The organism is Microlunatus elymi (genome assembly GCF_007362775.1).
Taxonomy (GTDB): domain Bacteria; phylum Actinomycetota; class Actinomycetes; order Propionibacteriales; family Propionibacteriaceae; genus Microlunatus; species Microlunatus elymi.
On sequence record NZ_CP041692.1, the window covers coordinates 1959720 to 1973386 of the forward strand.

At 65.6% G+C, this 13667-nt stretch carries 16 protein-coding genes, 1 tRNA gene and 1 pseudogene; 9 read left to right on the plus strand and 9 right to left on the minus strand.

The genetic code is table 11. From position 1 onward, the window contains the following. Window positions 1-22: 22 nt before the first annotated feature. From FOE78_RS23565 to FOE78_RS08795, 4 genes are all read left to right on the plus strand, one after another. Window positions 23-181: a hypothetical protein gene (locus FOE78_RS23565; RefSeq protein WP_168207276.1), complete on the plus strand. Its 159-nt coding sequence runs from the start codon at window positions 23-25 to the stop codon at window positions 179-181. Between the two features lie 130 nt (window positions 182-311). Then, window positions 312-980 carry a nicotinate-nucleotide adenylyltransferase gene (gene nadD / locus FOE78_RS08785; protein ID WP_210414978.1) on the plus strand — a complete coding sequence of 223 codons (669 nt, stop codon included), beginning with the start codon at window positions 312-314 and terminating at the stop codon, window positions 978-980. Between the two features lie 160 nt (window positions 981-1140). Further along, the gene (gene rsfS / locus FOE78_RS08790; RefSeq protein ID WP_407662633.1) at window positions 1141-1422 is read left to right on the plus strand and encodes a ribosome silencing factor; all 282 of its coding nucleotides are present in this window, start codon (window positions 1141-1143) and stop codon (window positions 1420-1422) included. Then, window positions 1419-2054 (plus strand): histidine phosphatase family protein, encoded by a 636-nt coding sequence (locus tag FOE78_RS08795; RefSeq protein WP_143985948.1) that lies wholly within the window; start codon window positions 1419-1421, stop codon window positions 2052-2054. Before rsfS ends, FOE78_RS08795 begins: the two co-directional genes overlap by 4 nt. A gap of 107 nt (window positions 2055-2161) precedes the next feature. Here the strand turns inward: FOE78_RS08795 and FOE78_RS08800 are convergent, their stop codons facing one another. After that, window positions 2162-2824 carry an SGNH/GDSL hydrolase family protein gene (locus tag FOE78_RS08800; protein ID WP_143985949.1) on the minus strand — a complete coding sequence of 221 codons (663 nt, stop codon included), beginning with the start codon at window positions 2822-2824 and terminating at the stop codon, window positions 2162-2164. A gap of 248 nt (window positions 2825-3072) precedes the next feature. On the opposite strand from FOE78_RS08800, the gene FOE78_RS08805 reads away from it, so the two are divergent. Beyond that, window positions 3073-3145 (plus strand) — tRNA-Ala (locus tag FOE78_RS08805). A 269-nt stretch (window positions 3146-3414) separates the two neighbouring features. Here the strand turns inward: FOE78_RS08805 and FOE78_RS08810 are convergent. Together FOE78_RS08810 and FOE78_RS23570 are read right to left on the minus strand one after the other, a co-directional pair. Continuing rightward, window positions 3415-3843 carry a Rieske (2Fe-2S) protein gene (locus FOE78_RS08810; RefSeq protein WP_168207432.1) on the minus strand — a complete coding sequence of 143 codons (429 nt, stop codon included), beginning with the start codon at window positions 3841-3843 and terminating at the stop codon, window positions 3415-3417. A gap of 311 nt (window positions 3844-4154) precedes the next feature. Then, window positions 4155-4301, minus strand: a complete 147-nt coding sequence (locus tag FOE78_RS23570) for a hypothetical protein (RefSeq protein WP_168207433.1) — start codon at window positions 4299-4301, stop codon at window positions 4155-4157. Window positions 4302-4336: 35 nt separating this feature from the next. Between FOE78_RS23570 and FOE78_RS08815 the strand changes: the two genes are divergently transcribed. From FOE78_RS08815 to FOE78_RS08825, 3 genes are all read left to right on the plus strand, one after another. Continuing rightward, window positions 4337-4885: a GrpB family protein gene (locus tag FOE78_RS08815; protein ID WP_143985951.1), complete on the plus strand. Its 549-nt coding sequence runs from the start codon at window positions 4337-4339 to the stop codon at window positions 4883-4885. A 129-nt stretch (window positions 4886-5014) separates the two neighbouring features. Continuing rightward, window positions 5015-5344 carry an ester cyclase gene (locus FOE78_RS08820; protein WP_266095010.1) on the plus strand — a complete coding sequence of 110 codons (330 nt, stop codon included), beginning with the start codon at window positions 5015-5017 and terminating at the stop codon, window positions 5342-5344. Between the two features lie 238 nt (window positions 5345-5582). Further along, entirely contained in the window at window positions 5583-5843 is a 261-nt protein-coding gene (locus tag FOE78_RS08825; RefSeq protein WP_143985953.1) for a hypothetical protein, read from the plus strand. A 228-nt stretch (window positions 5844-6071) separates the two neighbouring features. On the opposite strand, the gene mgrA is transcribed toward FOE78_RS08825, so the two are convergent. After that, window positions 6072-7100, minus strand: coding sequence for an L-glyceraldehyde 3-phosphate reductase (mgrA, locus tag FOE78_RS08830; protein ID WP_143985954.1), 1029 nt, complete (start codon window positions 7098-7100; stop codon window positions 6072-6074). Between the two features lie 53 nt (window positions 7101-7153). After that, window positions 7154-7393 (minus strand): annotated as a pseudogene (locus FOE78_RS24125) (CorA family divalent cation transporter); the annotation flags it as partial. 38 nt (window positions 7394-7431) lie between these two features. Between FOE78_RS24125 and FOE78_RS24130 the strand changes: the two are divergent. After that, on the plus strand, window positions 7432-7977 hold the full coding sequence (locus tag FOE78_RS24130) for an amidohydrolase family protein (protein ID WP_143985955.1): 546 nt from the start codon (window positions 7432-7434) through the stop codon (window positions 7975-7977). 490 nt (window positions 7978-8467) lie between these two features. On the opposite strand, the gene eno is transcribed toward FOE78_RS24130, so the two are convergent. The 4 genes from eno to FOE78_RS08860 are packed head-to-tail and all read right to left on the minus strand — an operon-like array spanning window position 8468 to window position 13658. Beyond that, window positions 8468-9820 carry a phosphopyruvate hydratase gene (gene eno / locus FOE78_RS08845; RefSeq protein WP_456082824.1) on the minus strand — a complete coding sequence of 451 codons (1353 nt, stop codon included), beginning with the start codon at window positions 9818-9820 and terminating at the stop codon, window positions 8468-8470. A gap of 9 nt (window positions 9821-9829) precedes the next feature. Further along, window positions 9830-10540 (minus strand): histidine phosphatase family protein, encoded by a 711-nt coding sequence (locus FOE78_RS08850; protein WP_143985957.1) that lies wholly within the window; start codon window positions 10538-10540, stop codon window positions 9830-9832. Beyond that, the gene (locus FOE78_RS08855; RefSeq protein ID WP_143985958.1) at window positions 10537-12033 is read right to left on the minus strand and encodes a MutS-related protein; all 1497 of its coding nucleotides are present in this window, start codon (window positions 12031-12033) and stop codon (window positions 10537-10539) included. The genes FOE78_RS08850 and FOE78_RS08855 overlap by 4 nt, the downstream gene beginning before the upstream one ends. Further along, window positions 12030-13658: a MutS-related protein gene (locus tag FOE78_RS08860; RefSeq protein WP_143985959.1), complete on the minus strand. Its 1629-nt coding sequence runs from the start codon at window positions 13656-13658 to the stop codon at window positions 12030-12032. Before FOE78_RS08860 ends, FOE78_RS08855 begins: the two co-directional genes overlap by 4 nt. Between the last annotated feature and the right edge of the window lie 9 nt (window positions 13659-13667).

Consider the following 13667-nt stretch of genomic DNA (forward strand, 5'->3'; position numbering starts at 1 on the left):
GCAGGTCCGGTAGGCTGCCGCCATGATGCTCGGCCTGGTGACTCCGATCGCGCAGCAGATCGCGGCAATGGAGACCGAACTGCCCGTTCCTCCGATCGTGTTCGGGATCATCGCCTTCTGCTGCCTGCTGGCGATGATGGCCATCGTGCTCTCGATCGGCAAGGGCCGGCCGCACAGCTGAGCCCATCACGTGCCCTGTGCGGGCCGATGGTGCTCTGAGAAGGAATGCACGAATCGACGTGACCGAACGCAGCGCCGGGCTGGCGCGAGATCCGCGCCGGCGGCAACGGCGTCGCTACCGCCTCGGCGTGATGGGCGGCACCTTCGATCCGATCCACCACGGTCACCTGGTGGCCGCCAGCGAGGTGGCCAGCCGGTTCGAATTGGACGAGGTGGTGTTCGTACCCACCGGACGGCCGTGGCAGAAGGGGCATCGCGACGTCTCCGCGCCGGAGGACCGTTATCTGATGACGGTGATCGCCACCGCCTCCAATCCGCGTTTCACGGTCAGTCGGGTCGACATCGACCGGCCCGGCCTCACGTACACCGTCGACACCCTGCGTGATCTGCGGCGCGAACGCGGCGAGGACGTCGACTTCTTCTTCATCACCGGCGCCGATGCGCTGTCCCAGATCCTCACCTGGCGTGGATTCGAGGAACTGTTCGAGCTGGCGCATTTCGTCGGGGTGACGCGGCCGGGTCACGATCTGAACGAGCCGCCGATCGGGCAGTTGCCGGCCGGCAGCCTGACCCTGATGGAGGTGCCGGCGCTGTCGATCTCGTCCACGGGCTGCCGGGATCGGGTCGAGGCGGGCGAGCCGATCTGGTACCTGGTGCCGGACGGGATCGTGCAATACATCGCCAAACGCGGGCTCTACCGCGAGGAACACACCGAGGAGTCCATCACCGGTGCCAGTTCGCTGCCGGCAAATCGGCTTCCCGACATCAGCAAGTTCGTCGAAGATGACCTGTACGACTGACGGGTCCGCGTGATCGATCCGACGCTGTAGGTTCGACTACAGCAGCAAGCACCAGAGGGAAGAGGACATCCTGACTGCCACCGAACGTGCCATCGCACTGACCCAGGCAGCCGCCGAGGCGGCATCGGACAAACTGGGCACCGACATCGTCGCTTACGACGTGTCCGATCAACTGGCGATCACCGACGTCTTCCTGGTGGTCAGCGCGACCAACGAGCGCCAGGTCGGTGCCGTCGTGGACGGTATCGAGGAACGGCTTCGTGATCTTGATGCCAAACCGGTACGGCGTGAGGGTGACCGGGAACTGCGCTGGGTGCTGCTGGACTATCTCGATCTGGTGGTGCACGTGCAGCACACCGAAGAACGCACTTTCTACGCCCTGGAACGGATCTGGCACGACTGCCCGCAGATCGACCTCGATCTGGACGAGACGGCGCGATGAGCGCAGAGCGGTTGATTATCTGGCGGCACGGCCGGACGCCGTGGAATGCGACCGGCCGCTATCAGGGTCAGGCCGACATCGGTCTTGATGATCTTGGACGCCGGCAGGCCGAGGCGGCCGCGAAGATGATCAAGGAACTGAAGCCGACGGCGATCATCGCCAGCGACCTGTCCCGGGCAGCCGACACCGCGGCCGCGCTGGCGGCCCAGACCGGGCTGGAGGTTGCCTACGATCAACGGCTGCGGGAGATCCACGTCGGCGGTTGGGAAGGACTGACGGTCGAGGAGGCGCGCGAGATCGATCCGGATCGGGTCGATGCGGTGGCCGCCGGGATCGACGTACGGCGTTCGGAGACCGGTGAGCTGACCAGTGAGGTCGCGCACCGGGTAGCCGAGGCCTTCGCCGACATCGTCGAACGGGCCGAGGACGGCGCCACCGTGGTCATCACCATGCACGGGCTGGCCGGCCGAGTCGGCATCGCCGAGTTCCTCGGCGTCGAACACACCGCGCTCGGCGGTCTGCGCAACTGTGCCTGGGTGATCCTGGACCGTCATCCGCGGGGCCACTGGTACATCGGCGGCTACAACCTGCAAGCCGAGCTCAGCGTCCCCGACGACGACCGCGTCGCCTGACCCTGCCGCAGCCCCCAGCTTGGTCGGCCCGGCGGCAACGAGGGCCCCGAGCTTGTCGAAAGGCAGTAACCGAACCCCGGGGCCTTGGGCTCGTCGAAGGGCGGACGCTACTCGCCGAGAATTGATCGCACCTTGTCGGCCAACGCCGTACCAAGATCACGATTGTTCTGCTCGGTAAAGTGCACCCCGTCCACGCCCAGGTCGCTGATCAGGCTGCCCGCATCGAAGAACTCGACCCCGGTGAAGTCGGCGAGCGCCGAGTAGGCCGCGGCCAGTTGCCGGGACTTCTCTCGGCCGCCGGCCCAGGTGAGCTGCCACCACGGATGGATGACCTCGGTGATCGGCGGTGGTGCGACCAGCAGCAGCTTCGGTGCCGGGTAGAGGGTGCCGACGCCGCCGGCGGATCCGGTGACCTGGCCGACCAAGATCGACATCGCGGCGCCGATGTCTGCCGGATCCCTGTGCAGGAAGGCTTTCGTGTCGTTGGTGCCCAGCATCATGATCACCAGATCCAGCGGGAGATGAGTCGCCAACGCAGCCGGTAGGTAGTCAGCAGCGGCCAGCCGGGGATCGGTGTAGTCGCCGCCGACAGTGCGGCCGCTGAGCCCTTCTTCGATGATCACGTGATCTGAGCCGAGGACGTCGGCCAGCACCCCCGTCCAGCGAATATCTGCGGCGTATCGCTCGCTCGGCGCGCCACCCTCGACCGGGATCCACCCCCAGGTCAACGAATCCCCGAAACACAAAATCCTGCGTACCTCGCCCGGCATCCGGCTCCTCCTTGTGCGTCGTCGCAACGCCCCAGCGGCGCTGCTCGCACGCTAGCGGTAAAGATGTCGGACGGGATCGCTCCCACCCGCGCTATCGACCGGGTTCGGGCCATCCCGTCCGACGTTCTTACCGCTCGGATCGCCCGCCGCGACCCGCTGCAGACCCGATTTCACATCCGCCGCCCGGGCACGCTAAGATCGCATCCGCTGTTCACGACAGGGACACCTGAGGCGGGCAGCACCCATTTGGGGCTATGGCGCAGTTGGTAGCGCGTTTCCATGGCATGGAAAAGGTCAGGGGTTCGAATCCCCTTAGCTCCACCGATCTGACGAGGGCTTTCGTCTTCTGTCCGCTTCTCGGGTCTGACCCTGGGTGAGTACGACCGCGGATTTTGATCTTGGAACAGCCGATCCATCACCGTTGCGCCGGTCTGCATCACCGGCCTGAGCTGATGCCGATACACGACCTCCGTCACCGTCGTCCCGCGGTGTCCGACCAGTCGCGAGATCTCCTCGAGCGGCACGCGCTCCTCGCCTTGAACCTGAGGGGTCCCAGCTCGTGACTGACGTTCAGCGTTCAGTCGGCTCAACTACGTCTGCGTCGTCAGTCGCGGCGCCGCGGTGTGCGGGGTGAGCAACCTCGCCGGGAACTGGCCGGGCGACGATCGAAGATGCAGGAGGACGATGCCCTCAACGACCTCAGTTGGGTAGCTGCGCAGACGGGCCGAGGATCCGGGCGCGAGATGGCGCCCGGCCTCGAGGTCGAACTCCCAACCGTGCCATGGACGTTGCAGGATCTCACCTTCGCGGCCGTACTGGTATTCGTACACGTTGGTGGTGAGCATGGTGCCGGTGATGTTGCCGCGGCAGACGGATGCGGCCAGGTGCGGGCAGTGATTGCGCCACGCTCGAACGGTGTCGCCGACACGGTAGAGGCCGATTTCCAGGTCACCTAGGGTGACGAGCAGGACGCCGCGGTCGGAGACGTCGGCCGGGCGCGCGATCTCGTAAGCGGTCATTCGGCTTGGTCGGCGGGTAGCACGCTGGCAATCGTCCGAGGGTGAGCTGGATGGTAGAGCTCGGCTGCGGTGCGTGATCCGCCGGCGCATTCCGGGCTCGAGCCGCCGCGGTATGAATCGCGGCCAGTCGTCGGACGAAACTGATCATGGCCAAACGCCGAACGAGATGAGCCTGCCCGCAGCGGCCGGACCGACGTTGCCTCGGTGCCGAGGTCATCAAAGATCATCGGACCGGTCCGCTGGTCGGCGCCCCAACAACCTGGCGTGTGCTCCCCGGTGCCAGCCTTGTGAGCAGGGTGGCTGCCGTGGCTTCACGGAAGAACCGGAGTCGATTCTCCTCGCTGGTTGTCGGGACTGTCGAAGCCGACGGTCTGTTTGGCGACCAGTGTCCTGCCCGACTCCGCCCCGGAGGTGACTCGGAACCATGCGACGGCGTTGCGCCGGCCTTCTTCGGACATCCGGGTGATCATCTTCTGGGAGGAGATAATCGATCGTGCGCTTGGATCGAATTCAAATCGAGGACTACGACCCGAACTGGCCGCGGCTGTTCGAGCAGCAGGTGCGGATTGTGACGCCGACGTTGGCTGACTGTCTGCTCATGCCGATTGAGCACATCGGTAGCACTTCCGTTCCCGGGCTACCGGCCAAACCGATCATCGACATGCTCGGCGTAGTCGACAGCTACGACGCCGTTGCAGCGGCCCTGTCGGGGCTGGCCGATGTCAACTGGCTCCTCGCTCCCGAGCCGGGAGACGAGACTGCTCGCAAATACTCGCTGTGCTACCCGTCCATCGAGTTACGCACCCACCACCTACACATCGTTGAATCGACTTGGGGTTGGCAGGACCTTCTGGTCTACCGGGACTACCTGCGAACCCACCCGGATGCAGTTGCCGCCTATGCCGGACTCAAGCGACGTCTGGCTGCGGCCAACGACCAGGACCGCCCGCGGTATCGAGCGGCCAAGGCGCCCTTCATCCAAGAGACCCTCGTCGCGGCGAGACAGTGGCACGCAGCAGGTGCCAATCCCACGGATCAATAGGCAGGTGCCCGGATATGGATCCCTCTACTATGCATCAGTGACATACCCTGAACAGGTCGTCGCCCAGTTCCTCACGCGATCAACCGGCGCGGAGTCGATCTACTACCAGACTGGGTCGCCGACGACGTCGTGGACCACAACAAGATCATCCATGGCGAGCCGGACAAGCCTGGCGCTGCATTTGCCGCATTCGAGCAGCAGTTCGCGGCGTTCGATCCGCTGCAGGTGACGGCCGAACAGACGATCACGCCGGGTGACGTCGTGGTCGAACGACTCCGCGTTGCAGGCAGGCACAGCGGATCGCATCCGCGAATGCTCGAACCCACGGGCAAGTCCTTCGACGTGAAGCAGGTCTGGATCTTCACTGTCCAAGACGACAAGATCACCGAAATCCGTGCAGTCAGTGACCGACTCGGCATGTTCCTTCAGCTCGGCTGGGACTGGCCGACTGGCGACTGAGACCCACACCATTCACCAGGGATGGAGGACACTGCGACAGTACTCGGCGCAGCTGCGCCAGCTGTCCCGACAGATTGCGGCCGACGTCATCCGACCGTCCCGATGCGATCCCTTGCAGATACGGTCGGAACGCTCCGCTCGGTATCCGGTGAGGTTGTCTGGCGGGCCTGGTGCAGGTCTAGTGCGGGCGTTGGAATATTGGCAGCGTCGCGTTCTGCCCGACCGTGGACGCCGGGTCGTGGTACGTGCCACCGGTCTGAGCGAGGTCGAGCAGCGGTATGCGGAGGTGTTGGCCCGCGGTGCAGTGACTCGATCCGACTCCGGCCGGGGCAGCCCCAAGCCGCGGCCGACGTTCGATCTCGGTGATCTGATGGGTCGCCTGGTCCGGCTCGAGGTTGTCGACCCCGCAGGCCGTACGCTGGCCTGGATCGCAGTTTCGTCGTTTGCCTGGAACCACTTCGGTGTCCCTGACGCGGCGGAGGCGCTGCGCTACCGATAATGGCTCCGTCCTCAGCTGCACTTCACGACTCAGCAGTGGCGCTGCGGGCCTCGTTCGCGACAAGTTGCGCATCATCGGCTCACGGTTTCTGCTGGGACGATGATGCGCGGCAACGGGGAACCGGGCGCCGGCCGACCGCGGACGGCACATCATCCACACGGGTGGCGATCACGCCTCCCGCCTGCAGCTACCGGGAAGCCCTGCGGTCAGGTCTCGGCGCCCAGAGCCTCAGTGCCAGACCGTGATGCCTGCCTCCTCGGCGTACCGATCGATTGTCGTGAGTTCGTCCTGGGTGAAGTCGAGGTTGTGGGTGGCGGCGACGTTGGCTTCGAGTTGGGCGACGCTGGATGCGCCGACCAGTACCGAGGTGACGCGTTCGTCGCGTAATGCCCAGGCAAGAGCCATCTGGGCCAGTGATTGGCCTCGGTTGCGGGCGAGATCGTTCAGCGAGCGAACATGCTGCATCGTCTGCTCCGACAGCGAACCCGGATCGAGAGACTTTCCTTGGGTGGCGCGGGATCCTTCGGGGATGCCGTTGAGGTAGCGGTCGGTCAATACGCCCTGGGACAGCGGTGAGAAGGCGATGCAGCCGGCGCCGCTGTCGCCGAGGGCGTCGAGCAGGTCTTCTTCGATCCAGCGGTTCAGCATCGAGTACGAAGGCTGGTGGATCAGCAGCGGCGTACCCAGGTCGCGCAGAATCTGTACGGCCTCTCGGGTCCGGGCGCCGGTGTAGGAGGAGATGCCGACGTAGAGCGCCTTGCCCTGACGGACGGCGGTGTCGAGGGCGCCCATGGTTTCTTCAAGTGGTGTGGTCTCGTCGAAGCGGTGGCTGTAGAAGATGTCGACGTAGTCCAGCCCCATGCGTTGCAGCGACTGGTCCAGCGAGGCGAGCAGGTACTTGCGTGAGCCGCCGCCTTGTCCGTAGGGGCCGGGCCACATGTCGTAGCCGGCTTTGGTTGAGATGATCAACTCGTCGCGGTAGCGGCGGAAGTCTCGGTTCAGGTGGCTGCCGAAGTTTCGTTCGGCGGCACCGTAGGGCGGTCCGTAGTTGTTGGCGAGGTCGAAGTGGGTGACACCGAGGTCGAAGGCGCGTCGCAGGATCGCGCGTTGACGATCGAGCGGTGTGTCGTCGCCGAAGTTGTGCCAAAGTCCGAGCGAGACGGCGGGCAGGTCGAGTCCGCTGCGTCCGCAGCGGCGGTAGGGCATCGAGTCGTTGCGGGAGCGGTCGGCGGTGTAGTCGTCGGCATGCAGCGTCATGGCTCCATCCTGCCGGAAACCCGCTCGGTGGATTCAGCCGGGCGGCACTCGAACTACATCCACTTGCGGCGTTTGAAGATGACGTACAGGCCGATTGCGAAGGCGACCGTGAGGGCGACCGCGAGCGGGTAACCGAACACCCAATGCAGTTCGGGCATGACGTCGAAGTTCATGCCGTAGATCGCTGCGATCAGGGTGGGTTCGAAGAGGATCGCAGCCCAGCCGGAGATCTTCTTCATGTCCTCGTTCTGCCGCTGGGCGACGAGGGTGGCGTTGACGTTGAGGATCTGCGTGCGGTCACCCAGCTCGGTCTGACGACCGCCGCTTCGACGTGCTGTGGGATCGCGCCCAGTCGCTCGACGTACCGCTCTACCTGCATCCGTCCAACGGTGTCGATGTCGCCGACGTGCTTTCCGGCCACCCCGAGTTGATCGGACCGATGTGGAGCTGGGGCATCGATACGTCCAGCCATGTGCTGCGGTTGATTTTCGGCGGAGTGTTCGACCGTTTCCCGACGGCGAAGCTACTGGTCGGCCATATGGGGGAGGGGCTGCCGTACGCGTTGTGGCGGTTGGACTCGCGATGGGACTTCCACCATCACCACGGTGTCGAACTGTCGCTCGGTCATCCGTCGGCCTACCTCCGCAGGAACCTGTGGGTCACCACCGGCGGCGTTTGTGACGTGCCACCGCTGCGCTGCGCGATCGACGCCCTGGGTGCCGACCGGGTGCTGTTCGCGACCGACTACCCGTTCGAATCCATCCCGGTGGCCACCGAATTCCTCCGCTCGGCGCGCATCTTCGAGGCCGAACGGGAGATGATCAGCCACGCAAATGCCGAGCAGCTGCTGCAGATCGACCCCGTTCCGGTCGGCTGAGACGCAGGGCTGCGCCGGCCAGTGGGCCTCGGCCCTCGTCGACCTTGCGGCTCAGCCGGAGGTCGAGTCCGCCGGATTGCCGACCGGGCGGAACAGGTCGGCGTGAAACCGGTACGTGTCTGGTTGGGAGGTCTGCCGGCGCACGGGTGTGTGAACTCGTACCAAGGAGGCAGAAGATCCCCAAGCCGGTGGACGACTGAGGCGGTCTGGCCAGAGACCACGACCTGCGGCTGCTCGCCGATCGGTCGGCTGTTGGTGGCCGGCCATGCCGCGCGCAGATATTGCAATGGAGTAATTCCCGCGAAGGGGAGTGAGTACACGCCGTGGCGGACTCGTTGGAGCGTGCCTCCGGTCGCTTGCTGTACCGCGCGGCTTTGTACCGACGGCTTCGCGGGACCAGCTGTAGGGCCGTTGGCATCGGTCGACCGGCCGGGGCAACCCAAAGAGCCGAAGACCGTCATCGGGTGATCGATGGTCGCGCGGCCCAGTCCTACGCCGTACGAGTCGCGCGGCCGGCTCGACGGGTGACCGGTGGCGGCCAGGCGGCGAAGGTGGCGGTCGCTGATTCGTCGGCGGCGATTTCCAGTAGCCGGTTGTATTTTGCGGTCCGTTCGCCGCGTGCCGGGGCGCCGGACTTGAGTTGGCCGCAGCCTGCGCCGACGGCGAGGTCGGCGATGAAGGTGTCGTCGGTCTCGCCGGAGCGGTGCGAGACCATGGCCCGCCAGCCGGCCCGATAACACTGCGCTATTGCTTCCAGAGTTTGGGTCACGGTGCCGATCTGATTGACCTTGATCAGGGCGGCGTTGGCGGTGCCGTTGCCGATGCCGCGTTTGATCAGCTGGGGATTGGTGCAGAAGATGTCGTCGCCGACGATCTGGATCCGGCTGCCGAGCCGATGGGTGAGCAACGACCAGCCGTCCCAGTCGTCCTCGGCCAGGCCGTCCTCGACGCTCCAGATCGGATAACGCTCGATCAGCGATGCGTAGTAGTCGATCAATCCGCCCGCCTCGTAGTGCTCTCCACAAAGGTCGTATCCGCCGCCTTCGTGGTGGAAGCCGTTGGCGGCTGGGTCGAGTGCGATCGCGATCTGGTTGGGCCCGGGTGTGTAGCCGGCCGCCTCGATCGCGCGGACCAGCAGGTCCAGGGCCACGGTCGGATCATCGATCCGCGGGGCGAATCCGCCCTCGTCGCCGAGTCCGGGCGGGTCGCCGGACTCGATCAGAATCGCGTGTAGTCGGTGGTAGATCTCTGCTCCGGCTCGGACCGCGTCGGCGAAGCTGGGCGCGCCGAGTGGGGCGATCATGAACTCCTGGAAGGGAAGGTCGTTGCTCGCGTGCGCTCCGCCGTTGATCACGTTGAAGTGCGGCACCGGCAATCGGGGTGCGTGCTCGGCGGCTCCGATCCGGTCCACGCGTTCATTGAGCACGTCGTGCAGCAGCTGCCACAATGGCTGCTTGTGGAGGGTGGCTATGGCGCGAGCGGCTGCCATTGAGACACCGACGGCCACGTTGGCGCCGAGGTGGGCGAATCGATCGGTGCCGTCGAGGGTCGTCAGTTCGGCGTCCAGTGCCGCCAGATCCGATGGTTCTTGGAGTGGGCGTCCGGCGAGTCGGTTGTTGAGCTCGGCTTCCGCGTTGTGGGCGACGGTCCGGACGCCGCGGCCCAGGTAGCGGTGCGACTCGTCGTCGCGGAGTTCGACGGCTTCCCGCCCGCCGGTCGACGCGCCGGAGGGGACCCGCGCGATGGCCGTGGTGCCTTGGTCCAGCCGCAGATTCACCTGGACGGTCGGGTTGCCTCTGGAGTCCAGGATCTCGATGATCTTGATCCGTTGCAGTTGCGCCACCATCGCCGATCACCTCGTCGTCTGCGGTGGGCTGATCACCGCGTCGGCGGTGTCCTCTCCCTGTTCGTCGCTCGTCGACCACGTCGACACCCGGTCCGATTCGGCCCACCGATACCGGTTGACCGCCACCGGCCGCCATCGGGACGGCTCGAGCAAGATCAGATTCCAGCACGCCGTGTGTTGCTCGATCGGTCCGTCGTCCGTTCCCTGCAACAGATCCGCCAGCAGGGTGCGGTTGACCGCGTCGTGTGACACCAGCACCACGCACCCCTCACCGAGCAACGGGCGTTGATCCTCCAGCACCCGCCGAGCCCGCCGGCTGACGGAGGCCGACGGTTCGACGTCCGGCACCCGATCGAGGCTGCCGTAGTGGTCGATCAGTTCCGCTTCCCGGTGACCGGACCAGGAGCCGTAGTCGCGGTCACTCAGGCCGGCTGCGGTGCGGACGCCGGCCTCGGCCACCGAGCCGCCGTGTCGGTCGACGATCATCCGGGCCGTTTGCTGCGCCCTGGTGAGCGGGCTGGCCAGCACCCGAACGATGTTCTTGTCGGCCAGGAACGCGGCCAGCCGGCTGACCTCTCGTCGGCCTTCATGATCAAGTTCCGGATCGAGCCGGCCACGGATCCGGCCGTCGGCGTTCAGAGCAGTACGGCCGTGCCGGACCAAGATCACGGCATTGGCGCGTGGGATTCGCACGTCAGCAACCGCTGGCTGGATCATCGCAGGCTCCCTTCCATCACTCGTTGGTAGATGTCCTTGCCGAAGCTGGTCGGCAGTGGTTCGCCGGGAAGAACCCGGTAGGTCCGGGCGCCGTCGTCGCGGCGCTGGGCGCGTAACGCAATCGTGTCTGGCAGCTCGGCGCGCAGCCGGCGGGCCAGGTCGTAGTTGTGCGTGACGAACACGAAGCCGACGTCACGATCGGCGAACGCCTGCAGGAATTCGGTGCCGAGATCGGCGGCTTCGCGAGCGTCGGTGGAGGCCAGCGATTCGTTCATCAGGATCAGCGCTCCGGGACCGATCGCGTCCACGATCTTGCCCAGTCGGATCAGCTCGTCGTCGAACCGACCGCTGGACATCGTACTGTCCTCCTCACGGATGAAGTGACTGCACACATCCGTTCGCACGGAGCAGCAGAAGTCGTCGGCTGCCACAAACATGCCGCACTGGGCCATCAGTTGCGCTGTTCCCAAGGTACGAAGGAAAGTTGACTTGCCGCCGGAGTTGGCGCCGGTGATGATCACGCCATTGGCCGAATCAGCGTCAAGATCATTCGGCACCACCTGCGCAGGGTGATCGGACAACGCCAAGCACGGCTCGTAGAGCCCGTGGCCGTGCCAGCGGCGCCGGTCGTGTTCGGCGACCTCGGGCATCACCACCGAACGGCCGCGGTCGGCCAGTCGGCGCCGCAGGTTCAGGCAGCCGAGATAGAAGCCGGTCTCGCGACGCAGGGCACGGAAGTAGTCGACCAGGAAGTCCGCAGCCTGGCCGGCCGCGTCGGCCACGTGGTTGACGGCCCGATCACGCAGGTCCTCCAGCGCCTGGGCGCCGGCGTCGTCGCGGGCCGGGATCTGGACGGACACCGAGGAGCCGTGCGACAACCCGACCCGTTCCAGCAGCGGTTCCTTCTCCGACGGGTGCAGCAGGTCGTCGACGCCGGTGTTGGCCTGACCCAGGTGCTTGCCGATGATCACTCCGTCGGGGAACTGCAACAACCGCAGTTGCTGCCGGGCCGCGGCGAAGAACTCGTCGTCCAGGTCGGCCAGGATGCCGCGATGCAGGGCAGACAAACCGGGCGAGGTGACTGAGTCGACCTCCGTGGCGGCGATGTTGTGTAGTCGATCAAGGAACGGCAACAAGGCCGACAGGACGTTGATGGCACGGTGCAGCACCAGGCTGGGGTGGTATCGGACGAAGCCGACGTAGATCTTGCGCTCGGCCGCGACAGCCTGGCCGGCGAGGGTGTAGATGTCGGCGATGGCGTTGGGTCGCCGGATGCAGTCGTTCAGCACCTGCTGGCGGTGTCGGATCTCGGCGACGCTGCGTAGGGGTGCCAGCAGCGCGGAGCGGACCACGTTGTACAAGAAGCGGTCGTCGCCACTCATCGCCTCGAAGATCGTTTCCAGTTGCAGATCCTGGACCAGATCGTCGGCCAGCAGCGAGGGGTACGGGGTGATCGGAAAGGACCGATCGGCGAACATCAACTGAACCTTCATGCTTCGGCTCCTCGGCTCGGCGCGGTGGACTCTTGGCGGGGCGACGGCTCTGGTTGCGCGGGCCGGCTCAGGCGCCGGACGATCTCGGCGCGTGTGAGCCGGTGTTTGGCCGCCAGTGCCAGCGCGTGGGCGGTGCCCTGCGGCGGCATCCGGTCCACGTGAAAGGTGCGTACGGCAGGATCCTCCGGCAGCGTTCGACTCACCATGCTGACCGCGCCAGGTGCCGAGGCGAGTTCCTCGACGAAGGTGACGTAGACGGTGATCGTGTCGGACCTGCCGATCTTGGCCAGCACCGCACCGCCCAGATACTGGGCGTCGTCGATGGTGGTGGAACTGAACATCTCGTTGATCACCAGCACCGAGCGGCCGGTGGACTGCTGCAATATGTCGCGGATGCGAATCACGTCGTCTTCCAACTTGCCTCCCTCGGTGTCCCGATCACGATCCTCGACCCGTTCGAAGTGGGTGAAGATCCGATCCATCAGATGGAGCCGCGCATGCGACGCCGGTACCGGAAATCCCAACCCAGCAAGGTAGAACACCTGTCCGACCATCCGGGCGAACGTGGTCTTACCGCCCTGATTCGGACCCGACAGCACCAGCGCCCGTTCGTCACCTTCGAGCGTGGCGTCGTTGCAGACGAGCCGCCCGGGATCGATGTTCAGTCCGAGCGCCAGGTCGAACCCGGACCGGACGTCCAGTGCGGGCGGATCGGTGAATTCGGGCAGCGCGAACCGCAGGCCCGCCGCCCGGAGCGGATCGGTGATCGCCAGATATCCCAGGCACACTTGCAGTTCGCGATCGAACCGGCTGATCACCGCATCGATGAAGGTGGCGTGTCTGCGGCAATGTTCGGCGAGCCGGCCGAACAGGTCGGCGTTCAGCTTGGCCAGGCAGCCGAGGATCTGTTCGTCGACGTGGGTGAAGCTCGGCGGCCCGAGCTTGATCAAATGGGAGTCGACGTCCGATTGCTGAAACCGCTCGAAGGTCGCCGTCACCACCTTGCTGAAGTCCTGATCGCTGCGTTCGCTGGTGACGGTGACCTTGGGGCCGCGGATACGTACGGCATAGTGCAGCGACGCCAGCTCGTTTTGGAGTCGACGATTGTCCTTGCCGAGTTCGACGAACCGCTCGGAAGCGACGTACTCGTCCAGGTATTCCATGATCGACTTCAGTGCGTTCGATCGCGGCCCGACCTGTTGGAGCAACTCACGCAACGAAGCCAGCGCGGTCAGGTAGCGGTGGATGGCCTCCAGTCGGCAGCCCTGTCCGTAGCGGCGGTACGAGGTCTTCTCCGCCGCCGACTGCCAGCGCCGCATGACGCGCATCGCCTCGGCGAACTCCTCCAGGCCGTGCCGAAGTTGATCATCGGCCAGGTCATCGAAGACGGCTTGTCGATAGCGAACCGCCGCCACCGTCGGAAGCGGGGTCCACAGATACGGCGCGAGGTCGTAGGGCTCGCGTTTCGCGGTGAGGGAGGCGACGATCTGATCAAGATTGAGATCGGCGAACGCGTCCGGAGGTCGGTCCGCAAGCTCGATTGCCGTCAGCTCGGCGGGGAACAGCAAGCTGGGTTGCCGATGTGTCTCTTTGCTCGTCGGCCGGATCGGCAACGTGTCGGTCATGGTACGGCT